General features: G+C 43.8%; 23 protein-coding genes and 2 tRNA genes. 22 read left to right on the forward strand and 3 right to left on the reverse strand.

Annotated elements, in window-relative coordinates:
• Nucleotides 1-31 precede the first annotated feature (31 nt).
• From K5L93_RS16975 to K5L93_RS17045, 15 genes are all read left to right on the forward strand, one after another.
• A complete protein-coding gene (locus tag K5L93_RS16975; RefSeq protein ID WP_220720890.1) occupies nucleotides 32-2,113 on the forward strand; it encodes a TRAP transporter permease in 2,082 nt (693 codons plus the stop codon).
• Nucleotides 2,114-2,270: 157 nt separating this feature from the next.
• A complete protein-coding gene (locus K5L93_RS16980) occupies nucleotides 2,271-3,260 on the forward strand; it encodes a Gfo/Idh/MocA family protein (RefSeq protein ID WP_220720891.1) in 990 nt (329 codons plus the stop codon).
• A 183-nt stretch (nucleotides 3,261-3,443) separates the two neighbouring features.
• Nucleotides 3,444-3,534: transfer RNA gene (locus tag K5L93_RS16985), tRNA-Ser, on the forward strand.
• 53 nt (nucleotides 3,535-3,587) lie between these two features.
• A tRNA-Ser gene (locus K5L93_RS16990) sits at nucleotides 3,588-3,678 on the forward strand.
• 497 nt (nucleotides 3,679-4,175) lie between these two features.
• Nucleotides 4,176-5,585, forward strand: a complete 1,410-nt coding sequence (locus tag K5L93_RS16995; protein ID WP_246615077.1) for an undecaprenyl-phosphate glucose phosphotransferase — start codon at nucleotides 4,176-4,178, stop codon at nucleotides 5,583-5,585.
• A gap of 23 nt (nucleotides 5,586-5,608) precedes the next feature.
• A complete protein-coding gene (locus tag K5L93_RS17000; protein ID WP_246615078.1) occupies nucleotides 5,609-6,184 on the forward strand; it encodes a polysaccharide biosynthesis/export family protein in 576 nt (191 codons plus the stop codon).
• Nucleotides 6,185-6,258: 74 nt separating this feature from the next.
• Nucleotides 6,259-8,478 (forward strand): GumC family protein, encoded by a 2,220-nt coding sequence (locus K5L93_RS17005; protein ID WP_220720892.1) that lies wholly within the window; start codon nucleotides 6,259-6,261, stop codon nucleotides 8,476-8,478.
• Nucleotides 8,475-9,710 carry a hypothetical protein gene (locus tag K5L93_RS17010; RefSeq protein WP_220720893.1) on the forward strand — a complete coding sequence of 412 codons (1,236 nt, stop codon included), beginning with the start codon at nucleotides 8,475-8,477 and terminating at the stop codon, nucleotides 9,708-9,710. Before K5L93_RS17005 ends, K5L93_RS17010 begins: the two co-directional genes overlap by 4 nt.
• Nucleotides 9,697-10,755 (forward strand): hypothetical protein, encoded by a 1,059-nt coding sequence (locus tag K5L93_RS17015; protein WP_220720894.1) that lies wholly within the window; start codon nucleotides 9,697-9,699, stop codon nucleotides 10,753-10,755. The genes K5L93_RS17010 and K5L93_RS17015 overlap by 14 nt, the downstream gene beginning before the upstream one ends.
• Entirely contained in the window at nucleotides 10,748-11,962 is a 1,215-nt protein-coding gene (locus tag K5L93_RS17020; RefSeq protein WP_220720895.1) for a polysaccharide pyruvyl transferase family protein, read from the forward strand. The genes K5L93_RS17015 and K5L93_RS17020 overlap by 8 nt, the downstream gene beginning before the upstream one ends.
• Nucleotides 11,959-13,026 (forward strand): glycosyltransferase family 4 protein, encoded by a 1,068-nt coding sequence (locus K5L93_RS17025; protein WP_220720896.1) that lies wholly within the window; start codon nucleotides 11,959-11,961, stop codon nucleotides 13,024-13,026. Before K5L93_RS17020 ends, K5L93_RS17025 begins: the two co-directional genes overlap by 4 nt.
• A 32-nt stretch (nucleotides 13,027-13,058) precedes the next feature.
• The gene (locus tag K5L93_RS17030; RefSeq protein ID WP_220720897.1) at nucleotides 13,059-13,766 is read left to right on the forward strand and encodes a hypothetical protein; all 708 of its coding nucleotides are present in this window, start codon (nucleotides 13,059-13,061) and stop codon (nucleotides 13,764-13,766) included.
• The gene (locus tag K5L93_RS17035; protein ID WP_220720898.1) at nucleotides 13,744-14,175 is read left to right on the forward strand and encodes a VanZ family protein; all 432 of its coding nucleotides are present in this window, start codon (nucleotides 13,744-13,746) and stop codon (nucleotides 14,173-14,175) included. The genes K5L93_RS17030 and K5L93_RS17035 overlap by 23 nt, the downstream gene beginning before the upstream one ends.
• Complete coding sequence (locus K5L93_RS17040) at nucleotides 14,165-14,887, forward strand: tyrosine-protein phosphatase (RefSeq protein ID WP_220720899.1); 723 nt, start codon at nucleotides 14,165-14,167, stop codon at nucleotides 14,885-14,887. Before K5L93_RS17035 ends, K5L93_RS17040 begins: the two co-directional genes overlap by 11 nt.
• Before the next feature lie 65 nt (nucleotides 14,888-14,952).
• A complete protein-coding gene (locus K5L93_RS17045) occupies nucleotides 14,953-16,362 on the forward strand; it encodes an O-antigen ligase family protein (RefSeq protein WP_220720900.1) in 1,410 nt (469 codons plus the stop codon).
• On the opposite strand, the gene K5L93_RS17050 is transcribed toward K5L93_RS17045, so the two are convergent.
• Complete coding sequence (locus K5L93_RS17050) at nucleotides 16,359-17,429, reverse strand: acyltransferase family protein (protein ID WP_220720901.1); 1,071 nt, start codon at nucleotides 17,427-17,429, stop codon at nucleotides 16,359-16,361. The two genes, K5L93_RS17045 and K5L93_RS17050, sit on opposite strands and share 4 nt — an antisense overlap.
• 78 nt (nucleotides 17,430-17,507) lie before the next feature.
• Entirely contained in the window at nucleotides 17,508-18,872 is a 1,365-nt protein-coding gene (hutW, locus tag K5L93_RS17055; protein ID WP_220720902.1) for a heme anaerobic degradation radical SAM methyltransferase ChuW/HutW, read from the reverse strand.
• A gap of 227 nt (nucleotides 18,873-19,099) precedes the next feature.
• On the opposite strand from hutW, the gene ushA reads away from it, so the two are divergent.
• From ushA to K5L93_RS17075, 4 genes are all read left to right on the forward strand, one after another.
• Nucleotides 19,100-20,758, forward strand: coding sequence for a bifunctional UDP-sugar hydrolase/5'-nucleotidase UshA (gene ushA, locus K5L93_RS17060; protein WP_220720903.1), 1,659 nt, complete (start codon nucleotides 19,100-19,102; stop codon nucleotides 20,756-20,758).
• Between the two features lie 466 nt (nucleotides 20,759-21,224).
• On the forward strand, nucleotides 21,225-21,590 hold the full coding sequence (locus K5L93_RS17065; RefSeq protein ID WP_220720904.1) for a cupin domain-containing protein: 366 nt from the start codon (nucleotides 21,225-21,227) through the stop codon (nucleotides 21,588-21,590).
• Between the two features lie 57 nt (nucleotides 21,591-21,647).
• Nucleotides 21,648-22,031, forward strand: coding sequence for a nuclear transport factor 2 family protein (locus tag K5L93_RS17070; protein WP_220720905.1), 384 nt, complete (start codon nucleotides 21,648-21,650; stop codon nucleotides 22,029-22,031).
• A 198-nt stretch (nucleotides 22,032-22,229) separates the two neighbouring features.
• Nucleotides 22,230-22,496 carry a hypothetical protein gene (locus tag K5L93_RS17075; RefSeq protein WP_220720906.1) on the forward strand — a complete coding sequence of 89 codons (267 nt, stop codon included), beginning with the start codon at nucleotides 22,230-22,232 and terminating at the stop codon, nucleotides 22,494-22,496.
• Nucleotides 22,497-22,587: 91 nt separating this feature from the next.
• Here K5L93_RS17075 and K5L93_RS17080 read toward each other — a convergent pair whose 3' ends face one another.
• A complete protein-coding gene (locus tag K5L93_RS17080) occupies nucleotides 22,588-23,598 on the reverse strand; it encodes a 2-hydroxyacid dehydrogenase (RefSeq protein WP_016401791.1) in 1,011 nt (336 codons plus the stop codon).
• Nucleotides 23,599-23,690: 92 nt separating this feature from the next.
• Between K5L93_RS17080 and K5L93_RS17085 the strand changes: the two genes are divergently transcribed.
• The 3 genes from K5L93_RS17085 to K5L93_RS17095 all read left to right on the forward strand — a co-directional run bounded on the left by K5L93_RS17085 (nucleotide 23,691) and on the right by K5L93_RS17095 (nucleotide 26,672).
• Nucleotides 23,691-24,107, forward strand: coding sequence for a CidA/LrgA family protein (locus tag K5L93_RS17085; RefSeq protein WP_220720907.1), 417 nt, complete (start codon nucleotides 23,691-23,693; stop codon nucleotides 24,105-24,107).
• Complete coding sequence (locus K5L93_RS17090; protein WP_220720908.1) at nucleotides 24,107-24,784, forward strand: LrgB family protein; 678 nt, start codon at nucleotides 24,107-24,109, stop codon at nucleotides 24,782-24,784. The genes K5L93_RS17085 and K5L93_RS17090 overlap by 1 nt, the downstream gene beginning before the upstream one ends.
• Before the next feature lie 271 nt (nucleotides 24,785-25,055).
• The gene (locus tag K5L93_RS17095; RefSeq protein ID WP_220720909.1) at nucleotides 25,056-26,672 is read left to right on the forward strand and encodes a methyl-accepting chemotaxis protein; all 1,617 of its coding nucleotides are present in this window, start codon (nucleotides 25,056-25,058) and stop codon (nucleotides 26,670-26,672) included.
• Nucleotides 26,673-26,960 lie beyond the last annotated feature (288 nt).

Here is a 26,960-nt window from a genome sequence, read left to right on the forward strand (position 1 = left end):
GTCTCCTTTATTCTCCTCAGGATTCATCACTATGCAATGGAATGCCGTACCTGACAGTATTCGCCAAGAAATTGAAGATACTCGTGCTGTACCTCTTATATACGTTTTAGGCATTATTATTAGTTTGGCGCATGTCTACTTCAATATTTTTGCGGATATTGCCGTGCTACAGCAAAACATTCTTCATTTTGCTGGTTTTATTTTGTTGTGTGGCTTATTAAAACCATTAAGTTCGCAGCGCCATTTGGCCATTATGGACAAATTGTGGGTGCTGGCTATTGCCTTCTCGGCGATCTATCTATTGTTCGCTGAAGACCTCATTTATGAACGAGGCGTGCGCTTAGTCCCCTTAGATTGGTTATGTGGCTCGTTGGTGATTTTGGGGGCAATTGATATGACCCGTCGCGCCACTGGCTGGGTGATTCCTATTTTAATTGTAACGGCCATCTCCTATCTCGCCTGGTGGGGAAATTTTGTCCCGGGGGTCTTTCAGTTCAAGGGGCTGAGCTTAGAGACACTGCTGTTTAGAAGCATTTATGGCGATGATGCTATTTTTGGCAATATCGCACGAATTTCTGCAAGTTTTGTCTTCATGTTTATCCTGTTCGGCGCTTTTTTGCTGCGCTCTGGCGCGGGTGATTTTGTTATTCATTTGTCTAAAAGCATTGCTAGCCGCTTGGTTGGCGGGCCAGGAATAGTGGCCATTATTGCATCTGGACTTACTGGCACTATTTCTGGCAGCGCTGTCGCCAACACTGCGTCTACTGGCGTTGTGACGATTCCCTTGATGAAAAACGCAGGCTTTAGCCCGCGATTTGCCGCTGCGGTAGAAGCGTCGGCTTCTACTGGTGGGCAAATTGTGCCGCCAATAATGGGGGCAGGGGCTTTTGTCATGGCTAGTTATACGCAAATTCCTTATAGCACCATTGTAATGGTGAGTATTCTTCCAGCCATTTTGTATTTTGCATCGCTGGTTTTTTATGTGAGAACAGAATCTTACAAAGCGGGGTTAACCCGAACCATGGAACAAGCTCCTCCTCTGCTACCGATGGTGATGCGTGAGGGCTTGTCGTTTATTGTGCCGGTGACACTATTGATTGTATTGCTGGTAATGGGCTACACACCCACTTACGCAGCTGTTATTGCAATAATCGCGGTGATTGTGAGCTCATGGTTTACCCCAAACAAAATGGGGCTAACGGCAATTGCTGATGCCTTCGCGCTCGGTTCGCGCAATATGGTGGTAACCGCAGTACTGTTATGTTCAGTAGGTTTGATTGTTAATGTGATTGCCACTGCTGGTATTGGCAATACTTTTTCTTTGATGATTACCGAATGGTCTGGTGGGAGTTTGCTCGTGGCGCTGCTGCTGGTTGCTGTAGCATCGTTAGTGCTAGGCATGGGTCTGCCAGTAACCGCTTCTTATATCGTGTTGGCTACTTTGTCTGCTCCGGCGCTATTACAATTAATGGCGAATGTAGAGCTAGTGAACGCTTTAAGCTCTGGTGCTTTGAGTGCAGATGTGCAAGCTATTCTAATGTTGGTTGGGGTTAGTCCAGAGCAAGGTGCGATGAGTGTTGCCCAAGCCCAAGCATTAATAAACGATATGCCAGATGAAATGATGGCCTTACTGCGGCCAATGCTACTTGATGAAAATCAGTTGTCTATGCTGCTATTAGCGGCACATTTAGTTATCTTCTGGCTCTCTCAAGACAGTAACGTTACCCCGCCAGTTTGTTTGTGTACCTTTACCGCTGCTGCGATCGCTAAGTCTCCTCCAATGGCAACCGGCTTCACCTCATGGAAAATTGCTAAAGGCCTGTACATTATTCCGATATTGTTTGCTTATACACCGCTTGCTCAAGGAGACTGGCTAGCCGCTTTTCAGGTGTTTATTTTTGCTTTACCGGGTTTATATGCCTTTACTTTGGTCATGCAGGGTTGGCAAAAACGCCTGCTTAAGCATTGGGAGCGGGCAGCCCTGGCGGTAATAGCGCTTGTATTGTTAAGCCCTGTGCCAATGGCTTGGCAGGTAGCTGCCTTAGTTTGCTTGTTGGCAGCAGTGTTTTATATTGGACATAGCAGTAAGCAAACCAGTGAGTTAGCTTTGTGATTTTTAGTTGCACATTATAAATAATTTCATTGTTATCAATCAGGTTTAGATCCAGCTCACAGTTTGAAATGGAAGTGAATTGTCTCTGAATATCTCACTAGAATGTCTTTTCAATCGGGTTACTATGAATCAAATGACAACGCCTTAGAGAATAAAAATGACAGAACAGTTTAATTGGGGAGTCATTGCTCCTGGTCGTATTGCGCGTAACTTTGCTGAAGCCTTAGCGGTTATTCCTCAAGCTACTTTATATGCTGTAGCTAGCTCTAATCTGCAACGCGCGCAGGACTTTATTGAGGAGTTTGATGGCCAAATAGCGCTGGATAATTATCAACAGTTAGCCAACGATCCTAAGGTGGATGCAATTTATATTGCCAACCCTCATCGGTTTCATTTCGACAGTATTAAAATGTGCCTAGAAGCAGGCAAGCCGGTGTTGTGTGAAAAACCACTCACTGTAAACGCGGCGCAAACTAAAGAGCTAGTCGCCTTAGCAAAGGCTAACGATGTGTTCCTTATGGAAGCATTATGGACTCGCTTTCAGCCCGCTTGGCAGCAGGTAAAATCTTGGCTTGAGCAGCAAAAAATTGGTGAGATTAAACTTATCAGTTCCAGTTTTGGTTTTAACATCCCACGTGATGAAGATGATCGTTTGCTTAACCGCGAGTTAGCCGGTGGTAGCCTATTAGACATGGGAGTGTATAACGTATCTATGTCTCAGTTTGTTACCCAAAGCAAACCTAATAAAATTGTAGCTGATGGCCTTGTTGGTAGCACCGGTGTAGACGAGCGCAGCAGTGTGATTATGAATTATGGTCATTGCGCCAGCCAATTTACCTGTAACTTTTTGGCTAATACAGAAAACAGCTTCACCATTTTTGGTTCAAAAGGGCATATTCGCGTACCGAGTATGTTCTGGGTTGGGACACAAGCTTGTCTGAGTGTGCATGGCGAGCCAGATATAGTTGAAGATTTTCCATTTCGTGCATCGGGCTTTGAGTACCAAATAGAAGAAGTGATGAGTTGTGTTGCTGCTGGTAAATTACAAAGTGAAGTGATGAGCTGGCAAGAGAGTATTGAAACCATGCAGATTATGGATGAAATTCGCTCCCAAATAGGTGTGAGATATCCTTTTTTAGGTGAGTAAAGTTATTGGTTTTTTGCTGTAAAAAGGGTTTTTAGTGCTTAATCGCTTTCCTCAAAGCTTATAGATTTGGACAAATTATCATCTTGCCTTAAAAAAGTTGTGGATAATTGTCTGATTTGCGAGCGGTTAAACTTAATGGGTCTTTACATTCGAAAATCATAAACGTAATATTCACACCGCTGCGGAGGGGTGGCAGAGTGGTCGAATGCACCGGTCTTGAAAACCGGCAAGGGTTAATAGCCCTTCGAGAGTTCAAATCTCTCCTCCTCCGCCATATTAACTTAGCCATGCACTGCATGGTTTTTTTAATCGCAGCAACACCCCTGCGGAGGGGTGGCAGAGTGGTCGAATGCACCGGTCTTGAAAACCGGCAAGGGTTAATAGCCCTTCGAGAGTTCAAATCTCTCCTCCTCCGCCATTTTTAAAGCCACGCTTAGCGTGGCTTTTTTCGTTTTATATCCTAGACAATACTCAAAACTTAAGTTGCTGATATTAATAATTAAAATATCAATCCCTTAAGCTCTCTCTGTTGTTTTTCTGTTTCTCATCTTAGATCTTTTTATTGAAACGCCAGCGTAATACAAATGAAATTGATTCTACTTAAGCTCAGTTTTTGCTAAAAAATATGTCAACTTTTCAGCTGAAAAATAGTTGAGTTTGTTGATTGTTTTGTGTTGACAAACACTATTCAGCTACTTATAAATGAGTAATGTTTTTTCTTGTTTTGAGGCTTGTGTCACCTTTAATTTATATTACCAATTAAATTTTGTGATATTTGTCAGGTTAGTTTTTTTGTTTATGAAGAATCAAAATTAAGAGCGGTAAACGCCAAATTTTGGTTTAGTAACCACCCGTAAGATACAGAGATATACAAGCAATACATGGAATTTTTAAGCTTGATACTAGGGGTGTGCAATGGATATGCAGAAACAAAATGGCGTAGTTCGTTCTAACGAATTTGAACTTGCTGTTGTCTACCGAATTTCAGATGTATTTATCATTATTGCCGTTTTAGCTGGCTTGTCTTGGCTTAAAAACGGTTCCTTCGATTTGGCCTTTCAGCTAATGGGTGTTGGCCTCTCAGCCATCTACTTGGTCGTAGCGGAATCCTTCAACTTATACCGTTCGTGGCGGGTTTCTTCTCTCAAGGAACAAGCCATGGTTAACCTATGGGTTTGGATTATCAGCATTGCCTTGTTGTTCGCTGTTAATTACTTCCTAAAAATCTCGGCAACCTACTCGCGGGTGGTGGTTGGTTCGTGGGTGGTGGCTACGCCGATGTTACTTATCACTTGGCGTCTGGTATTCCGCGAGAGCTTGGCTGTAATGCGCCGCTTTGGTTATAACACTCGCCGAGCTGCCATTATTGGGGTCTCACCCAATGGTGTACAACTAAAAGAAACCTTCGAAAATTCAGAAGAGCTAGGTATTCAGTTTGTTGGCTTTTTTGATGATAGGGATGTTTCTCGTTTAGAAGATAGTGGCTATACTGGGCCTGTTGCCAAGGTTGATACCGCCCTTGAAATGGCTAAACGCGGTGAAGTCGATCACGTGTATATTGCGTTGCCTATGCATGCAAAAGACCGTATCACAGCTTATTTGCAACAACTGTCAGATACCACTACCACCACTTTTATCGTGCCAGATTTCTTTACCTACAACTTACTGCATTCACGTTGGAGTTCGCTGGGTGATATTCAAACCGTCAGCGTATTTGATAGTCCATTCCGTGGCGGCAGCATGTTGGTTAAACGCATCCAAGATATTGTATTGTCATCGATTATCATTTTATTGATTAGCCCAATTTTGTTGGCGGTGGCGATTGGTGTTAAGCGCTCTTCTCCTGGTCCCATCTTGTTTAAGCAAGATCGCTATGGCCTAGACGGTAAGAAAATCCGTGTTTGGAAGTTTCGCTCAATGAGCACCCAAGATAATGGTGCTGTTGTGAAGCAAGCAACCAAAAACGATCCGCGTGTGACTAAGTTTGGCGCCTTTATTCGTCGCACTTCTTTAGATGAGTTACCTCAATTCTTCAATGTGTTGATGGGTAGCATGTCTATTGTTGGGCCGCGCCCTCATGCGGTATCTCACAACGAAGAATATCGTCAAATCGTTAACCGTTACATGCTGCGTCATAAAGTGAAGCCTGGTATTACCGGCTGGGCGCAGATCAATGGTTACCGTGGTGAAACTGACACTTTAGAAAAAATGGAAAAGCGGGTGCAATACGATCTTGAGTACATTCGTGTGTGGACGCTTTGGATGGATATCAAGATTGTATTCCTCACTATCTTTAAAGGATTTGTAGGTAAAACTGCCTATTAAGTAAAGCTGTTCAAGGAGTTGTGATGAATAGGGATGGTTCTCTCTTGGCTAGATTGTGTAACACCAAACACGCCTGGTATTTGCTAATAGTGGTGTTGATGTGCGGCGGATTTAGCGCTGCTTCTCAGGCCAATGACCTAGAGCAAAGCTACCGTTTAGGCGCAGGTGATCGCATCCAAATAGTGGTATACGGCGAGAGTGATTTGTCGATGGAGTTGCTAGTGACCAATAGCGGCAAAATCGACTATCCCTACTTGGGGCGTATTCCGGTTACTAACCTTACTGCCCAGCAACTTAGAGATAACATTGAGCAGGGTTTACGCGGTGATTATCTGATTAACCCTAAGGTAGCGGTAAACATTATTGGCTACCGACAAATCTTTATTAACGGTGAGGTAGAACACCCTGGTGGTTACGCTTACCAACCCGGTCTCACGGTTGAAAAGGCGATAGCTTTAGCGGGTGGCTTTACCGAGCGAGCGTCGAAAACAAATATCAATATTACTCCCGGAAATGGCACTAATGACTTAGTGAAAGCAGCGTTAAAGCACCGCATCGCTCCGGGAGACATTATTGTGGTTAAGGCCAGTTTCTTTTAAGGCCTAGCTTCTTTTACGGCAAGGGTGCCAACAGTAATACTCCGTAAGTTTGCTAACAGGGAAGTGTTTAGTTAATGACAACAACAGTGAATAATGCAGCTCTAATACGCAACGGCAATAATGCAGATGATGAGTTTATTAACATCATGCAATATTTGTCGATTTTGAAGTCGCGTTGGCTGATGATTTTGGGTTTTACATTTATCAGTGTTTTGCTGGCCATATTGCTGGTTTTTGCGATTAAGCCAACCTATCAGGCAACTGCGGTATTACTGATTGAAGCTGAGCAGCGTAAAGCGGTGTCGATTGATGATGTGATTGGCATCGACACCTCGAAGCAGGAGTATTACCTCACGCAGTTCGAGTTACTTAAATCGCGAAGCATTGCTCAACGAGTGATTGACGAATTTCAGCTCTATGACAACCCTGAGTTTAACGGCGCAAACGATGGTAAGGGCTTTAATGCCGCTGGCCTTAAAAGTTTGCTGCGCTCGGTGCCTCTTATACAAAGCTTTATGCCCGTAGAAGAGCTTCCAGATTTAGAGCAGCAGCAAGAAATTGCGCGCCAAAAAGTAATGAAAACCTTTCAGCGTAATCTACACATTAATCCGGTTAAAAAGACCCAGTTAGTAAATATTAGTTTTGACTCTAGGGATCCTAAACTAGCGGCCCAAATTGCCAATGCGGTAGGAGAAACTTACATCAACTCTAACCGTGAAAGTCGTATTATTGCTAACCAAGAAGCCACCAATTGGTTAGCTGATAGAATCGGTGTATTAAAGGCTGCGGTAATGGAGTCACAAGGACGCTTAAGCGACTTCTTGCAGCGTGAACAACTTGTTGATGTAAGCGGTATCGATAGTTTGGCGAGCTCTGAGCTTGGCAATTTAAGCCGCCGTTTAGCTGATGCGCAAGATCGCCGCACAGCTTCTGAGTCTATTTACTACTTACTGCAAGACAATAAAAATACCGCTATCTCAGAGCTATCTTCGGTAACGGCAATCTCTAACCACCCGCAACTACGTGATGTGCGTTTAGCACAAATTGAAGCAGAGCGATTGGTTTCTGAGCTTAGCAAACGCTATGGGCCTAAACACGACAAGATGATCCGTGCTCAAGCTCAGTTGGCTTCGGTGAAAGAGCGCTCCGAAGTACTGCTTAGAGTGCTCGCTTCAGGTGTTGAAAAAGAGTTGCGTAGCGCTCGTGCTCAAGAAAACGCGATCCGCACCGAGATGGAAAACAAAAAGGCTGAGTTTCAAGATATTGCACTTAAGCGGGCAACTTATGATGCCTTGAAGCGTGAAGTAGACAGCAACCAAAATCTCTATGATCTATTTGTGACACGCCAAAAAGAAACCACTGCCACCAGTGATTTTCAAGCCGCTGTAGCACGCTTTGCTGACAGGGCTGTTACGCCACTATTTCCAGCCAAACCAAAGAAAGGCATCATCATTGTGCTGGCTGCAGCCTTTGGCTTGGCTCTTGCCATTGTGCTCGCCTTAGTCAGCCAATCGCTAAATAATACTATTGAAAGCGCGAGTGGCATTGAAGACAAGTTACGTCTTACTCCGCTAGGGGTTATTCCTTTGGTTAAACGCTCTCGCTTTAATAAAGATAATTTGCCGCTAGAACAGTTCTTTGATGAGAAACAGCTTAACTTTAGTGAGGCGGTACGCAGCATTCGTACCTCAGTAATGCTGAACATGATGAACCAACAGCGTAAGCTTTTGTCGGTGACCTCATCGGTACCTAATGAAGGTAAAACCACAACCGCGCTCAACCTTGCGATTGCTATGGCCAGTATGGAGAAAACTCTGTTGATTGACGGTGATTTACGTAAACCCTCGTTGGGTGAACGCTTTAATCTTAACCGCGCTCATCCGGGCTTAAGTAACTTGTTAGTGATGGATGCTGAGTTAGATGATTGTGTTGTTCATCACGAGCGTTCTGGCCTTGATTTATTACCTGCGGGTATGCAAACCGCTAACCCTCAAGAGCTATTGGCAGGCTCAAAGTTTAAAGCACTTATCGAAGAGCTCAGCGAGCATTATGACAAAATTATTATCGATACCCCGCCAATTGCGGCGGTAAGTGATGCCTTGATTATTGGTCAAATCACCAAATCAAGCATTGTGGTTGTAAATGCTGGGCGCACCAAGGTAAATCAAATTGAACATACCTTGCAGCAGATGATTAATCACAAAGTAGTGGTCGATGGGGTTATCTTGAATCGAGTAAACGCCAAAAACGAAACACGTTATGGTTACTACCGTGAATACGGAGTAAGCGCATGAGTGGGCTAAAGCGCATAGAGTCCTTAGTTAAGCGCTTTGGCAGCATTACCCTGCTGCGAGCTTTTAGTGCGACCGGCTTAATTTTGTTTTCGTCGGTAATCACTTGGCTTTATGGCATGGACAGTTTTGGTCAGGTTTCCTTTGCTATTTCAATTGCCAACTTAATTTTGGTGATTGGCCGTTACGGATCTGAGTATTCATTTTTTGGCCGCTATTTCGACTTATCAAGCCAAGGCGAAACTGATAAAGCGGCGCGCGTATTGTTTGAAAAGTGTCGCTTGTCACTGATTTTAAGTTTAAGCCTAGCTGTTGTAGTCGTGCCCTTAAGCTTTAGTAGCATCGAGATAATCGTATTTTGTTTTTTGTATATTGTTGGCTTTGCGATTATTCAAATGGTGTCTTTGTCTCACCGAGTGATCAAAGAGTTTTACCGGTCCTATTTGTTTGAAGCGGGTGTGTTTTTTGTCTTCAGCTCGCTGATCTTCTTAGTGCTGGCCTTGTTGGGCAATATTAACGATGTATTTGTGGTGTTAAGCGCATGTTTACTCGCTTACTTTTGTTTATTTAGCCTGTTTGGTAATAAAAAGTTGCTGCAGGGTTTTAAGCTTTCAGATGAAAGCGAAGGCATAAAGCTTAGCCAGAGTTTAAAACAAGACTCTAAGTTTTTAGCTTTTACTTTGAGTGAATATGTATTGTTTTGGGGCATCATTTTAATTAGTGGTTATACCCTTAGCGAATACGATACTGGCGTTATTGCCTGGGGTGGGCGGATCTTCCAGTTGTTTGTATTTATCTTGGCTATTCGCAACAGCGTGCAAGTACCGGAGATTTTAGCCTCACAAGATATCAAGCAAAGCTATCTCAAAGTCCGTAAAGACAGCGTGCCTTTAAGCGTGGCTGGCTTGATTGTGTCTTCACTGGCTGTAGTAGTGGTGTATGTTGTTGCAGACTTAGATTCAAACACCTTGGTAATTTGGTCGCTGTTTGCTTTGGCGGCCTGTGTTCGTTTGTATTTTGGTCCGGTTTACCACATTTTTGTGAAATTCTCGGCCGACAAGCAGGTATATACCAACTGTGTGCTAACGGTGTTAGTTTGCGTGCTTTGTTCCGGCCTTGCTTTGTCATTATCAACTGGCGCTCTAGGTTTAGCAGCGTGTTACCTAGTTACTTGGCTAGTCTCTCTAATTTATGCCGATAGCCAGTCTTTAGGTGGGCACTATGGTCGAGTTTAAACGCACTAAACTCGGTGTTTGCTACCTACTATTTTGGTCGCTGATGCTGTTATTGCTGATGACTGTTGGTAAAGATTTTTTGCCCTGGAAATGGGGCTACGATGCAATGAAGATAGAAGGGCGCTTTGTATTTTTTGAACTAGACGGCTCCTTTTTAGCCACCCGTGAATTACTCTATTTTTTAGGACGTGAAAGCGCAGTGCTGAGCACCGCTACCATTGGGTTTTTGTGGCTTCTGGTTATTTCAAAGTATGTAGTAACACTTAAAGATTTACTGGTAGTGAGCTTATTTACCCTGCCTAGTATGCTGCTCAATGTTATTTGGCCAGCTAAAGAAACCATTGTAATGGCGCTTTGTCTGCTGGTGTTTTATTCCACTTATTTTAGCCGTAAAGCTTTTATCTTAAGCGTTGTAGTGCTTTACGTGAGTTACGCGATGCAGGTTCGCTCCTACTATTTTCTTATTCTAGGGGTATTTCTAGCTGGCTATGTCATGCAGTATTTTAGCGATAAGGGCTTTCCTATGCGTAATAGCCTTAATCGAACTGCGTTTAAACTCGCTAGTTTTAAACCTGCTTGGTATTTTCTTGCCTTTTTTGTTTGTTTAGCCTTTTTGTTGCCTGATGCCTTTTATCAAATGTCTCAAGGCCAGCGAGATATTTCCAATAACTACGCCAAGTTAGAGGGTAGTTTTAACGTAACTGCTTTCGACAATTTAGTGGATGTAGCACGTGGTTTGCCCTTTATTATTAATTTTGGCTGGGCCTTGTTACAACTGAGCTTGCCGCTGATTTTTGCCCAAGGCCTTAATCAACTGTTACTGCTGTTGTTTAGCGTGGGCGTTTTGATGATTTGCGGAAAAATGATTAAGCGTAAACAGGGAGACTTGTTACTTACCTTGTTTTGCTCTCACATGTTTGTACTGCTGCTATTCGAGCCAGATCAGGGAAGTTACTTTAGGCATATTTTATCGGCAGCTATTTATTTACTCCCCGCTTATTCACTTATTTTTGGTAGTTCTCGACAAGGAGTCTTAGATGACTAAAAAGGACACCCATTACCTTATTGCTGCAGTTCCTTATAGTGATAATTTTGGTGATGCATTAATTCATAATTCGCTGGCATGGAAGCTAGAAAATTATGATATCTCCAGTGAGGCCTTAGATATTGCTGGAAGGCATAACTTTGAGCGCAGTGCTCAGCAAAATGCAATTAAAGACAAGATCTTGAAAAGCCGTTTTGAATGGGTACGCCAGCTATTTATCCCTCTCAATAGTATGCTGGTGGCCGTTAAAAACTACCGTAATTGGATGAGTAAAGTGAAGGCCGCTGATGTGGTGTTGATGGGCGGCGGTAACCTAATTAGCGATGTTTATCTTAACTTCCCGCTTAAGCTTTATTTTCTATCACTGTTTTGCTACTTCGCTAATACCAACTACGCGGTAGTGTATGTTGGGGTGGCTAAGCGTATGTCTGGTCCAGGGCGCTGGCTGTTCAAGCGGTTGTTTGCGGCTAAGCAGTGTTTGTATATTTCGGTACGCGATGCTGCCAGTAAAGACAATATCGCTTACTTGTTTGGCGCGCAGATTGCCGACAAGGTGGTGGTGAGCATAGACCCCGCTGTGAACCTGAACCTTAGTTACAGTGAAGCGCCACACTCCGATCTTAGTAAACAAGCATACGCCGCCATTAACATTGTGAACCCGGTGGTATTAATGGTTAATTCTGACAACGATGTGAGTTTTAACGAGCAAGACTACCAGCAATGGATCAGCCAGTGTGTGGCTAAGGTTAAGGCTGCTGGTTTGTTACCGGTGCTTTATACCAATGGCGCCCAAGAAGACCAGCAATATATGCAAGACATTGCCAGCAGCTTGCCCGATGCAAAGATAGTAAGTGTAGAGCAAGTCGATGATTTGGTTAAAGTAGTTAGCCAGGCGCAATGTGTATTTGCTACTAGGCTTCACTCGGCAATTAGTGCCTTTTCTTTTTCGGTACCGTTTACCGTAATGAGCTGGGACAGCAAAGTGAGCGCCTTTGTTGAAGCGGTGAAATTACCCACTTCAATGCTGTTTGATTTTAGCCGCGAAGGCATGCAACAACATAGCGAAACCATTCAATTAGCCGACATGCCCGAGCTGCAGCAACAAGTTGCTCAAGCTCGTCACAAGGTAGTAAACGCTTGGGATGTAGAGTTTAGAGATATGCTGCAACGCTTAGAGCAGTATCAAGCGGAGAGCCAGTTATCATGAAGATATTACATGTAACCGAAACCTTGGTTGGCGGCGTAGAAACTTACTTAAACACCATTATCCCTTACCAAGCAGAGTGCTATGGCACCGACAATATTTTGGTGTTAGCGCCGCAGCAACACGTAGCGGAAGACGCGCCCTTAAAGGCCTATTATCGCTGCTTTGATCGCCCAAGCCGCAGCCTAGGTTCATGTGCAAGTTTAGCTAAGTTGTTTAAGCAAGCGGTTATCGATTTTGACCCCGACGTAATTCATATCCACAGTACTTTTGCTGGTGTGGTTTGCCGGATCCCAGGCCTAATTAACAAACGTAGTCACCGGAAGGTGGTGTATTGTTCCCATGGCTGGTGCTTTGATGGTTACAGCGGCATTAAAGCTAAGGTGTTCTCACTAATCGAAAAGGTATTGGCCTACCGAGTCAGCTCGGTGATTAATATTTCTCATCATGATTTTGAAAGTGCCCGCCAGCAAAAAATTCCTGAGCATAAAATGGTGGTGTTTGAGAACGCTTTAGATGATTTGGATCAAGACATACAGCGAGCCGAAAACCAAGGCATGTTAAAGCTGTTGTTTGTCGGGCGTTTAGACAAACAAAAAGGCGTAGATTTACTCATTGAAGCCATTCGCCAAGTAGAAACAGAAGTAGAACTGCACATCGCCGGAGCCAGTGTGGTATCTAAGCAACAACTTAATTTATCTGATTGCCGAGTGATTCAACATGGTTGGTGTAGCCAAGAACAACTTCGTGAGCTGTATGCCAGTGTAGATGCGCTGGTTGTGCCTTCACGCTGGGAAGGTTTTGGTTTGGTGGTAATAGAAGCATTCCGCCAAGGTTTGCCGGTTGTCGTGAGTGATGCAGGTGCTTTGCCCAGTCTAGTCGCCGAGGGAAGCACCGGTTATGTGTTTGAAAACAGTAATAGCAATGCTCTTGCCAAAGTCATTGGCCAACTCGATAGAGCAACGCTTAGCGCAATGTCTAAACAATGTCGTGAAGTATTTGTAAGCCGCTTCGAGGCTAAACGTTTAAATACTCAATTAACCGATCTGTATGCAGCGGCCGATTAGCTTATGTATAAATGTGCGGGAGGACAGCATTGATGAGCCAAGTTAAACATAAGCTATTTTTATTTGGGCTATTAGGCACCGCACTATGGGTAGCTGTTGTTGCGGTGCAATATGGTTTAGCCAATGCAAACAGCTATGCGGTTGGCGCTTGGCATCAACGTTGGCAGAAAGATCTTAATCAGCAACTCACGCAAACTAATTTAGCGGTAGCCGAGCACGTCACTCGCGACATGTTAGCTTGGCAAGCCAATCACCCTCATTATCAAGTATTGGCTGCCAAACAAGTAGAATGGAGTAATTTTTACAGCTTGGTTATTAGCTCCGATACTGCGAACAAGTCCCTGTTAAAAAAGCAGAACTTGCTTAAAGCTCAACAGTTCTATCTACGCTCTGCTGAACTTAGGCCAACTTGGCCAAATACCTACGTTGATTTAGCTAAAAACGCCCTTTATCGCCAAGCCAGTAGCCAAGAGGCGATGGCTTATTTGGAGCTTGCTGCAAAGGTGGGCGAGAACGCCCCCGTGACTTTATTTGCCTATGTAGAGATTGGTTTAAGTTTGTGGCCCGAGCTAAGTATTGAACAGCGTACAACGGTGGCTAAAGCCTTACTTAAAATTGAACAACACTCCTTTATGCATAAAGGTTTAAGCCAAGCGATGAGGCAAGCGCAATTTAAACAACGCGCCTGTGCTTTGTATTTGTTAGCCGGGATAGATTATGTCGCTTGTGCCAATACCTAAACAGCGATATTGGCGTATCGCTTGCTGCATCTTTGCAGTGTTGTTATTACTTGCGAGTAGCTTAAAGAGCCTAGGTAATAACCGCGTGTTTTTTGTTGAGTTAGAAATTTTGTTAGGTGGCGATAGCGTGGTGCATTTTGCTGCTGCATTTATTGTTAGCACCTTGGTGATGATGGCGGTGAGTGACAAGTTGTATCGCTTAAAACTAGTTAAATTGCCACTGGTATTTGTCATGTTGTGCTTAGTGTTTGCGGTTGATGAAGGGTTGCAGTTGTTTTCTGTTCATCGGCAGTTTTCCTGGGGCGACTTGGGTTTTAACTATGCAGGGTTAATCTGCGCTGGCGCTCTAGTTTGGCGCTTGCGGCGACCACATGTATGGCAAGTAGCAGGAGAAGAAAATGTTCATTGATTTGCATTGTCATATATTGCCAGGAATTGATGATGGCGCGCAAAACCTAAAACATGCCATTGCAATGGTAGAGATGGCAATAGCTAGTGGAACCAAAGTGATGGTGGCTACACCACACATGCACCCAGGAATTTACAACAATAATCCTGCTACCATAGAGGCCGCCTATAACACGCTTAAACATGCGGTAACTCAGCGCGAACTAGACATCGAGCTTCGCAGTGCAGCTGAGGTGCATTTATGCCCAGAGGTGATGCTGTGGGCAGAAAAAGGCCTGCTGCCTTTTATTGGAGAGTATCAACATAAGTCTTTGTTGTTACTTGAGCTACCACATAGCAGTGTCCCTCAGGGAACAACCAGTTTAGTGCGCTGGCTACACAACAACAATATTCAAGTCATGATTGCTCATCCAGAGCGTAACCATGGTATTTGGAAGAATCCTTACCAGCTCTCTCAATTACTCAAATTAGGGTGTTTGTTTCAAGTGACCGCTGATTCATTTTTAGGGCGCTTTCGCCAACAAGCACAGAATATTGCAGAGAGTTTACTTAAGGCAGATTCGATTCACATTGTAGCTAGTGATGCCCATGATTTGGAAAAACGTACCCCCGATTTACGTGAAGCCTTTGAACAGATAAGCCTACTAAGCAGTGAACAGCACGCAAAACGTTTGCTATGGGATAACCCGGCGCAAATGCTAGGCAAACACTAACAAGCAGCAATTTAATCACTAGATTTTTCCGGGCTTTGCCCTGAAATGACAAGGAAGCGCCGACTATGCGAGTATCGACGGGAAGATTAGAAGCGATAATCTTTGCCAGCTTTATCTTTTTACTAGTTTGGTTGCCCATCCCCTTAGGCAGTAATCGCCCTTGGGCATGGTCAATAATGGAAGTGATCATTGCCTTACAAAGTATTGGCTTGGTGTACTGTTTTAGAGCAAAAATCCCTTGGCAGTATCTGCGCCCTGGTTGGTGGTTATTAGCAGCGTTGGCAATATTTCAACTTTTTACTTTGCTGCAATTGGTGCCGTTACCTGCCGGTTTACTGGCTTGGCTTGCACCGCAAAATGCTGAGTTGCGCGGCGTTGCTAGTTTATCTGGCGAAGCAGTCAAAGGCTTTGCACCGCTCTCGCTAGATCCAGAGCAAAGTAAAATTAGCTTATTAAAAGGTGTGAGTTATTTGTTGCTGGCATTGAATACCTTGCTGCTGGTGAACCGCCCAGAACGTATTCGTGCAGTGTTAATTGCTATTGTGGTAAGTGGTACTTTTCAGGCCTTTTATGGAGCGATGCTGTTATTAAGTAATGTTGAGCAAAGCCCAGTGTTTGGTACCGATATTGGTCCGGTGGCTACAGGCTCTTACATCTATAAAAACCACTTTGCTAACTACTTGTTACTCAGCTTGATGATGGGCTTAGCACTGATTGTCGCCGACTTAAAACTAACGGGAGCAGAGACTTGGCAGGCCCGTCTTTCCGGTTTGCTAGAAGCTGCTCTAAGCCCCAAAATGCTAGTACGCATGTGCATGATTATTATGGTTATTGGCTTGGTTATGTCGCGTTCACGCATGGGCAATAGTGCGTTTTTTGCAACTACTGTTATTGGCGGTATATTGGCATTATTGCTTTATAAGCAGCGGCCAAAAAGCCTTACCATATTAATGGTGAGTATTCTTATTATCGACATGTTGATTGTGAGTTCACTGTTTGGATTAAGTAAGGTAAGAGAGCGTTTGAGCTCTACGGTATTGGTAGACGAAGGGCGTATTTATATCTTCGATTGGGCGCTGAACATGCTCAAAGATTTCCCGATTTGGGGCAGTGGTGCCGGCAGCTTTTATTCGGTGTTTCAAGCCTATTTACCTCAGCCTATCAGTGCTTTTTTCGACCATACCCATAACGACTATTTACAGTTCGCCATTGAGTCAGGCTTGCCTGTTACTTTGCTTTTAGGAGCAGCGGTTTTATGGGTAGCCTATCGCTGCTTACGTACTTTGCGAAAACGTAACGACCCCTTAATGAAAGGCACAGCCTTAGGTTGCTTTATGGCCATCACCGCCATGCTGATACACATAAGTGTTGATTTTAACTTGCAAGCGCCCGCTAACGCAGCCACGTTTGTGGTGGTGTTAAGCTTAGCTCTAATTGCCAGCAAAATGCCTAAACAAGGCTATCAAGTGGTTTAGCTAGCGGCTTTATATTGGCCGCTGGCTTTATCGCGAATTGACTTGCGTAAGCGCTCAACGGGTAGGTCGATACATTTGATAACCAATAGCGAAAGCACTACCAGTATTAGGCCTACCAGCAGCAAGGCCGCAAAGCTGAAGTGTTGTTTAAATTTACTTACTTCGCCTAACAGCAGCACACTTGCGATGATGCTCGCTTGGTAATGAAGTAGGTAAATTGGGTAGGAAAAGTCGCCAACAAACTTATCGAAGCCAGCAGACATTTTGTTATTTAGGCTATGCCCCAAGGCTAAACTCAATACTAGCATCGCACTAATTAGCATATTGGTATAAAACAGTATCTCAGCGGTAATTAAGTGCAAACCTTGATTAATTTGCCAGGCGGTAAAACCAGAAATAGTGACCATAACCAGCAATATCAATGCTGGTTTTTTTAGTATAACTTGCCAGCTAATCGGCACTTTATTCTGTTGTACGACAAAATAGATAATGGCCCCAATGGAAAATGGCAGTGAGCCTGCTGGAATGGAAAAGTAACGGGCATGCCAGTATAGGTCGCCGATGTAGCTAGCAACAACATACAGCACCGATAAGGCTAACCAAATAAGGCTGCGTTGTAATGTTTTAGATATGCCCAAGCAAATGGCGCAATAGAAGAATATTTCTACGGTAAGTGCCCATGCCGCTGGAGATAAACGTGGCGTAATAGAGTGGGGTAGCCAGCTTGGGTAAACCATGGTGAGGTTACCCAACAAACTAGCGGCATTGCTTGGTATCGCAATGGTTGAAAAGCCCGCTAGAGGAAAGTAGCGATTAAAGACCAGCAACAAAAGCAAACTTAATAGGCAAGCAAACCAATACCCTGGATAAAGGCGTAAAAATCGATTAAGGGCAAATCGCTTCTTGCCTGAAGCTTGATAACCGTAACGCTGCTGCATTACATAGGTCATCAAATATCCACTAAGAATGTAGAAGCCAAACACTGCAAAGCGACCGAAGTCGCTAAGCCAAAACAAGTGCCCAAATACTACCATTAATGCCCACAGTGTCCTTACCGTGCCAAACATATTGCTACTCGTAAAATGTTAGAACAAACAGCTTGGCAGCTTAAATGGTTAATAACAAGCTAGTAACAAATTAATAGTTTACTGGCCGTTAGATAAAGGGTACATCTGCATATACTGGGTCATGGCATTGGCTAAATTCACCGACCAAAACTGCCCCGCTATGGTTAATGCGGCTTGTTGGCCAGTTAAACTGACTAAACCATTTGTTTGCCAAGCTTTAAACAAGGGTTGGCAATGTTCAAAAAGCGTTCTTCCATCGGGAAGTTTATCTGCATCAATCAGCCCCTGATCACAAGCACTGGTGATTGCTGCTTTTAGCTGGGCATTGTTAGCGGGCAAACTTAGCTGCTCAAAAGCCCAGTAGTTCTCTGTTATGCCTGCGCGCCAAGTATCTATATCTCGAGTTTGCATTAAGGCGTAACCGTTGATGTTGCCACCGGCTCCTGCGCCAATCGGCAAAATTTCGGCTCCCTGTTTGGCTAAGGAGTTATAGCGGCTCTGCTCTTGTTCTCCATTTGCCCAATGGCAATAACTAAGCTGTCGGAAAGCGTTTTGGGCGAAGAACTGATGCCCTTGTTGGTACATTAACGCTTTGTCGCTGGTGCTCAATGGAACGGCTTCACGGCCCGCATCAATATTGCGTTGTAAGCCGCTGCCACCAAAGGTAAGCAATTGATATAAATCTACACCGTGCACGCCTGTATCTAACACATCTTGTAAGTCTTGCTGCCAGTTCTCTGGCGTTTGGAAGGGGAGACCATAGATAAGGTCTATCGCAATGGTCGCGCGATTACTGGCTGTTAGTTGGCTTAAGCGCTCTACAATGTAGTCTCGCTTATCAAGGCGTTTAGCAGCACGGCGAACTTTGGAGTTAAAGCTTTGTACACCAAAAGAAAAACGATTGAAACCACCGGCAAGAGCGGCCTCAAACTTGTTATCGTCAAAGCGATTTAATCTACCCTCTAGGGTTACTTCACAGCTGTCGCTTAAGGGAAAATAACGATGAATAAGCTGCCCAAGCTGGTTAAGTTGATCTGGGTTTAAATCAGTGGGTGTTCCACCACCTACATAGACTGCATCAAAGCTTCTTGCTTGTGTCCAAGGGTAGTGAGATTTAGCAATCAGCTCTTGTTCCAACAGAGTAAAATAATCATCTATCATCTGTTGATTGCTGGCGTATTGGAAGAAGTTACAAAAGGTGCAACGAACTCGACAAAACGGAATGTGAATGTAAATAGCGCGAGGTAACTGACTCGCTTTGCTTTGGCTTAATTGCTTGCTTAGCATCTGGTGTGCTTGCTCGCCATTTAAAGACTCACGCTTGCCATGGTTTGCATGCGCGCCAGTTTTTTTGGTGAAGGCAAATTGTAATGGAGAAGGGCTGGCTTGGCCGGTTAATGCTTCGGGCAATTGCTGTGGTGGTGCGAGATCAATGGTAGACATGCTGTACTCAAATAACTATTTAACCTTAATGTAAATCATTATCATTTGCGTTTGTTTGATCTAAGCCAAGTTTGCGTTTCTCATCTTTTAAATGTTTGTTATCAACACCTTTGGCTAAGATGCAAAATAAGGCCACTAATTAGGCATTTTAATGCTGGTTGTTATGTTTGTAAGTGATTGTTATTGAACTATGATTAGCCTACTAACCATCGAATCAAGGAAGAAAGATGAAGCCTTTCATTTATCGCGTATTTATTCCCTCTGTATTGGCTGGCTTACTCGCAGCCTGTAGCTCAAGCCCCGAGCAAACTTGGCAAGTCGATCAAAGCTATAAAATCACCGTACTACATACTAACGATCATCATGGCCGCTTTTGGCACAACAAATATGGTGAGTATGGCTTAGCTGCGCGGAAGACCTTAATTGATAGTATTCGAGAGGAAGTGGCCGCCGAAGGGGGCAGTGTGTTGTTGTTATCCGGAGGTGACATTAACACCGGCGTGCCTGAGTCTGACTTATTAGACGCTGAGCCAGACTTCAAAGGCATGAATATGTTGGGATATGATGCCATGGCGATAGGTAATCACGAGTTTGATAACAGCCTAGAAGTGTTAGCCAAGCAGCAACAGTGGGCTAATTTTCCATTCTTGTCCGCCAACATTTATTCAAAATCCACTGGAGAACGTAAGTTTCAAGCCTATCAAATGTTTGACTTGCAAGGCGTGAAAGTGGCGGTGATCGGTTTCACTACCGAAGACACCTATAAACTGGTACTGCCAGATACTGTTGCCGATTTAGTCTTTGAAGATCCTAAAGTAGAAGCTAAAAAAGTGATTGCCGAGATTAACCAGCAGCACCAACCCGACTTAGTGTTTGCGGTTACTCATATGGGCCACTATGCCAATGCTAAACATGGCGTTAATGCGCCGGGAGATGTAAGTTTAGCGCGGTCACTTAACGAAGGTGAGTTAGATTTAATTGTGGGTGGCCACTCGCAAGAGCCGGTGTGCATGGAAGGTCCTAATATGTACACCCAAACTTTTAAGCCTGGTGATGAATGTAAACCCGATCAACAAAATGGCACTTGGATCGTCCAAGCCTATGAATGGGGTAAATATGTAGGGCGCGCCGATTACACCTTTAAAAACGGCGAGTTTACTTTAGACAGCTACAAACTCATCCCGGTTAACTTAAAGAAAAAAATCAAAGTAGACGGCAAAAAACAGCGGGTGTTTGTGCAAGAGGAAATTGCCCACAATCCCGAAGTTCTGGCTTTGTTAACCCCTTACCAAGAACAAGGCCAAGCGCAGCTTAATGTTAAGGTTGCTGAACTAAACGGCCGCTTAGTGGGTGACCGTGACAAAGTACGTTTTGGCCAAACCAATCTAGGGCGATTAATTGCGTCTGCCCATAAAGAACGCGTAAATGCTGATTTTGCAGTAATGAACTCTGGCGGTGTTCGAGCCTCTATTGAGGCAGGGGATATCAGCTATAAAGACGTGCTTACCGTACAGCCTTTTTCTAACACCATTACCTATGTTGATATGAATGGTGCAGAAGTGATGGAGTATTTATCGGTAGTTGCGGCTATGCCTGTGGATACCGGTGCTTACGCGCAATTTGCTGGCATTAGCATGAAAGTAATTGATGGCAAGGTCAGCGATGTAGTGATTGCAGGCAAACCCTTAGATGAAGCCAGTATGTACCGTTTCACCGTTCCAAACTTTAATGCGACTGGCGGTGATGGTTATCCTACAATCACTGACCATAGTGGCTTTGTTGATACTGGCTTTGTCGATGCCGAAGTGCTTAAGGCTTACTTAGAGCAGCAAAGCCCAGTTAATGCCGCTGATTATGATGATAAAGGTGAGATTAGCTACCAGTAGTTGCACGATATAGAAAAGCCTCTTTAAGAGGCTTTTTTTATTGGCTGTATTTGAGGATTAGTGGTTAGGGTCTGTTGATCTTTGGTGTTGAAATTTTGTTCGAGATAAGCGGGCTTTAATCGCGGCGAGCACTTAGAAGCCTAGTGGGCTAAGCAAGAAGTGCTTAACAAAGAGTAAAGTTCGCATATCCGAACCCTTCGGGCAGCATTTCTTAGCCATTTATTCAGCGTTAGCGTGTGTTTATTAAGCCCACTTAACTGCACACTCACTGCCTTGCCTAAATGGCTAATAAATTACTGCAAAAACCATCAGCAAAGATCAACAGACCCTAGCTACACCCCTGATAAATCTTCAATCAAATACTTGGTTTTGGTGGCTGTAATTTACTAGATGTTGATTGCGAAATTGTATTAGCTCGCTATCTTTTAGTTTATGTTCATTAAGTACTTAATTGTTAAGGATGCTAATGAAAACCACTGCGCAATACTGGAATGTATTAGCTACAAATAGTGCTAACCAATGGGAAGAGATAGAGGGCAGTGATGGGCAGTTACATCAGCTTACCCTAGCCATAGATGACAGCACCGGTGACTATACACGCCTAACTCGCTTTAAAGCTGGAGCAAATACCGACGCCTTTGGCGCTAAATCACATACTTATCCAGAGGAGATCTACATTATCTCTGGCCGTTTGTATGACGCGGCTTTTGACCTGTGGTTGGAAGCAGGGCACTACGCTAGCCGTCCACCGGGCGAGGTTCATGGCCCATTTAAGTGTGAGCAAGAGTGTTTGGTGTTGGAAGTGTCTTATCCAAGCCAAGCGTTAAGCTAATGCTGGCTAGTTTGTTCTACTATTGAGATAACATCATTTGATTGCTTGGGAGCAAATATGGCCAGCCAGTTAAAGCAGAATAAAGCTAACGCAGTGGCATTTTATCAAATGGCTTATTTGGGTGAGCCAGCCAAAGCTGTAGAGATGTTTGTTGGTGACGAATACATTCAACATAACCCCGTGGTCGCAAATGGCAAACAAGGTTTTATTAATTATTTCGATGAAATGCAGCGCGACTATCCCAACAAACAAATTAAGTTTCTACGCTGTATCGCCGAGGGCGACATGGTGGCGTTACATACTCACCAAATTTGGCCGGAAAATGACCAATATGTCACCATGGATTTTTTCCGCTTTGATGAGAATGGCAAAATTGTAGAGCATTGGGACAGTATTCAAGAAGTGCCAGAAGGCAGTGCTAATAGCAATAGTATGTTCTAATCAAAAAGGAGCTGCATTGGGTATAAAGCCGACTAAAAGTCGGCTTTATTGTTTCTGAGAGCAGTGTTTGTTGTCGGGGCATTATTAAGAGAATTGAACACTCTTTGGTCTTTGCGTTAACTCGTTGATTTAGCACATTTTGGCATATCTTTTTTGTTGCTAAAGTAGCTTTGCTTTATTTGATAAATAGGGATTTTAATGAAACAAGCAGTACTATTAATCATTAGTATTTTGGCAATAAGCGGATGCAATTCTCAAGCTAAGCCTACCGGGCAGGCTTGCATGGGAGCACGTGGTGGCTCCCTTGTAGAAGGTTTAGACGGGCAATGTAAGGCGGGTGACGCTATTGCTACTAAAGAGCCGACTTACTATTGTGATTTTAATTATGCAGTGGCTTACAACGACTACAACTCGGCCATGTGTATATATAGCGGAAAACGTAAAAGTGAGCGCACAGCAGGTTAAGATCTAGCTATTTCACTCTAAATCTAAAAAGGCAGCATTTTTATGCTGCCTTTAGTTTATGGCTTGTTTTGGTTTTTAACCAAGATCTAGATTAGCTGTTGTCTACCACTTCAGCGGTTACTTCATTGCCGTTACGTTGTCCTTGGCTAAATGCGTTGGCGTTTAGCAAGGTGGTATCAGCAATGCTTTGCAAGGCCTCTTGGGTTAAAAAGGCCTGATGACCAGTAAAGATAACGTTGTGACAAGCCGACAAACGGCGGAACACGTCATCCAGAATGACTTCGGCGGATAAATCTTCAAAGAACAATTCTTTCTCATGTTCATACACATCCAAAGCTAAGCCGCCTAATGTCCCGTCTTTTAGTGCTTCAATACAGGCCGTAGAATCTACCAGTTTGCCGCGACTGGTGTTGATCAGCAAGGTGCCTTTTTTCATCTGGCTAAAGGCCGATTTACCAATTAAGTAAGTATTTTCAGGGGTAAGCGGGCAGTGCAAGGTAATAATGTTTGATTGCGCCAGTAGCTCTGCCATGCTTACGTACTCTATGCCTAGCTCTTTAGCTGCGTCATTGGGGTAAGGGTCAAAAGCAATTACTCGGCAACCAAAACCCTTGAGTATGCGCGCGGTGGCTAAGCCGATTTTCCCGGTGCCTATTACTCCAGCGGTTTTACCAAAAATGTTCATGCCAGTTAAACCTTCTAAAGAGAAGTTGGCATCGCGGGTACGTTGGTAGGCTTTGTGAATACGACGGTTTAAAGTCATCATCAACGCGATGGCATGTTCGGCCACTGCTTCCGGCGAGTAAGCCGGTACGCGTGAAACGGTAATACCTAGTTGCTCTGCTTTGGCGAGGTCTACATTGTTAAAGCCTGCACAACGTAACAGTATAAGTTGGATCCCGTGTTCGGCTAAGGCTTCCAAAGTTGCGGCAGACAAGTCATCATTTACAAAGGCACATACCGCATCAGCGCCATGGGCTAAGCGGGCAGTTTTTGCCGAGAGGGCGGTATCGAAATACTCGATGCTAAAAGCTGAAGATGTATTTTGGGCATCAAAATGTTCGCGGTCGTAGCGCTTAGCGCTGAAAAAACTAATCTTCATAGCGTCTCCTAAAACAATGTTAGCTAACGATAGCTTGTTTTGTAATTTTATTACATAATAGCGTCATTGAATAACAAAAGTCGACAAGAGTTATGAGAAAGTTTCAGAAATCAGTTGTTCTAGAAATGGCCTCTGGATTAGCGGTGATTTACGCTGCGTTGTGGGCTGGTCGTTGGTTAAGTGAAATTAGCGGAAACCTTCTCCCTGCAAGTATTGTAGGTATGCTTCTGTTAACCATGGCCTTACAGTTTCGCTGGATTAAACTGGCTTGGGTAGAGCAAACTGCTAATCAATTTGTCCGCTGGATGTCACTTTTGTTTGTACCTATTAGTATTGGTTTAGTAGAGCATATTGAAACTTTATTACAGGCTTTGCCTGCAATGTTGCTTACTTGTGCTTTGGCGACTCTGATTTTACTGGTAGTGGTTGGCAAAGCTTACCAACACTGGGAGCGAAAGCACGAACTTAAGGCTACTCAGCCACAATCTTTAGATGGAGAGGCAAAATAATGGTGAATTTTCTTTACCTGCCACTAACCATTGGATTATTTATTGCCGCAAAACATCTGCAACAACGTTTTTCGGTTACCTGGCTTAATCCCGTTCTAATTACCTTGAGCATATTGGTGGTTAGTTTGTTGGCTTTTGACATCTCTTTTGACGATTACAATCAATATAGTGGGTGGCTAAGTAAGCTACTAGAGCCAGCAGTGGTTGCCTTAGGTGTTCCTTTATATAAGCAGTTATACGATATAAAAGCAGAACTACCACGTATTGCTATTACTATTGTTGTTGCGGCAGTTGTGGCTATTGCTACTACAGTTGGCTTGGCGCTGGTGGTTGGGGCATCGCCTGAAATTGCGGCGTCTTTAGCGCCTAAATCAGTCACTACGCCTATTGCGGTGCTAATTAGTGAACAAGTGGCTGGGGAGCCTGCATTAACGGCTATTGCTGTATTGATAACTGGCTTAGTGGGGGCGGTGGCAGGAATTCCGGTACTTAAATTATGTGGGGTGCACTCAGTTAAGGCGCAAGGCATTGCCATGGGCACCGCCTGTCACGCTTTGGGGACTGCTCGTATTGCTGAAGAGGGGCATCAGCAAGGTGCTTATGGCGCGCTAGCCCTAGTGCTCAGCGCTACTTTTAGTGCAATGCTTTGTCCACTCATTGTGCCGCTGTTTACTTGAAGTTAACCGCAGCTTTTAGCGGTGCTGATGATCACCTTTGGCTTGAAACTATGCCGTTCTAGTCCTTCGTTTATTGCTTTGGAAAGACGAAGAGCAGTCCATTAGAATGAGTCAGTCGATGACTTAGACAAACTCCTTGTAGAATTCTCTAATCAACGAGAGAGCCTCGCCGGTATTATTTAATTAATATTGTCAGTTTATTTTCGACATTTTTAAACTATTGTTAAATAGAGGTTTTGAATGGATTCACATCTGCGATATGGAGATATCTATGCAGGCGATTTTTCATCGTTGGTCGATTGCTACAAAACTATATATCACTATGGTTATTGTTGGTATATCACTGTTGATTATTACCCTTAGTTTCACTTACCGCCACGAACAGGCATTGGTTCGAAATATGGCTAATCAACAGATTACATCCTTAAGCGATAGTTATTTCGAAGCCCTAAATACCCTGATGTTATCGGGCGCAATGGCTAATAAGCAACTGCTTCATAAGAAGATGTTAAGTCAAGATAATATCATTGATATCCGCTTAATCCCCGCACCAGCTATTCAAAGCATGTTTCATCCCAATGAGCCATTGCCGACTTTAACTGATATACAGCAGCAGGCTTTTAATGGTGAGCGCTTTTCAATAGCGACTAGTGTTAACGACCAGCCAATTATAAGAGCACTACAACCAGTATTTATGAGTACTGACCACGGCGGAATAGATTGTTTATCTTGTCACGCTACCAGCAAAGAAGGAGAGGTCGCTGCTGTTATTCAAGTGGAGTTTTCCTTGGCAAATGCGCAACAAGCGATTAATAGTGCGTTGTTTAAACAGGCTGGATTGTTAGCTGTTGTGTTTTTCGTTGGCATGTTAATGCTTGGGCTTATATTCCGTGGCGCAGTGGCAAAACGTTTAAACCTGTTGCGAAGTCGCCTGCTAGAGGCTGCTACTCACTCAGATTTAAGTGTCGATTTCTCAGACCAAAAGCATGATGAAATTGGTGGCGTGTATGCCTCTATTCAAAGTTTAATCACATCATTTAAAAATAATCTGGTGCAAATATCTAGTAGCAGTGAAGAGTTGCATCATGCGGCAGAGCGAGTAAAAAGTGTTGCTGAGTCAACCGAGAAGTCGGTGGTTAATCTTAAATCAGGGACCGATTCAGTCGCTGCAACTTTATTGGAGATTGAAGCGTCTTCTAATGAGGTTAAGCAAAATGCTAATTACACCACTGAGCGTACTCAGGGAGCTAACTTAGAAGTGGAGTCTGGTGCTAATAAAGCCCAACAAATTATGACCCACATGCAAGCCTTGGTTGGTATTGTTAATCAGGCTAACCAAAGTTTGGTAGAGCTGGGTGAGCGAAGCGAAAAAGTAAACCTGATGGTTGATACTATTTCAGCCATAGCCGAACAAACCAATTTGTTGGCTTTAAATGCAGCCATTGAAGCAGCCCGTGCCGGAGAGCAAGGAAGGGGCTTTGCCGTTGTGGCAGATGAGGTTCGTTCTTTGGCAAGTAGAACCCGTCAGTCTACCGATGAAATTAAAGCGATTAACGAACAGCTAAATGTTCAGAAAAATAAAGTGGTTGATGTGATGGACAAAGCTAATCGTTCAGCGCACGACTCGGAAGACCACATTATTGAGTTGTGCAATATCTTAGATAACATTGCCAGCCATAGTGCAGAAATTGCGCAGTTAAATTCGCAAATGGCACTGTCAGCAGAACAACAAAATCAGGCGGTTAGTGAAGTAAATGTGCATGTGACTAATATTCAAGATATCGCTGAGTTGACCGCCAAAGACGCTGGAGAAGATAGTGTGATAGCCGACCGAGTAGTGGCGTTAGCTGCCCAATTAAGAAGCATGGTTAACAGTTACAAGGTGTAACACTATAAATTTGTTTGATTGATTAACCATTGCAAAAGTAGGTGGCTTTGCTCTGGACTGATTGTTTTACTCATACGCTTGGCCTTACAGCCGCCTCAGTTGTTGTTAAATTCTGTTACGGCCATGCCCAGTTATCGGACGCAATTATTCTAGAAGCAAGCTAGCCGCCAATCCATTACCAAGCCCTCCATAAAGTAAAGTTTTGTAAAGTTCTTAGCTCTCCCTATTTGTTTTACGTTAAAACAAATAATAACCATATATTCTTTAAGGGTTAATGCGGCTTATCGC

The organism is Agarivorans litoreus (genome assembly GCF_019649015.1).
Lineage (GTDB): Bacteria > Pseudomonadota > Gammaproteobacteria > Enterobacterales > Celerinatantimonadaceae > Agarivorans > Agarivorans litoreus.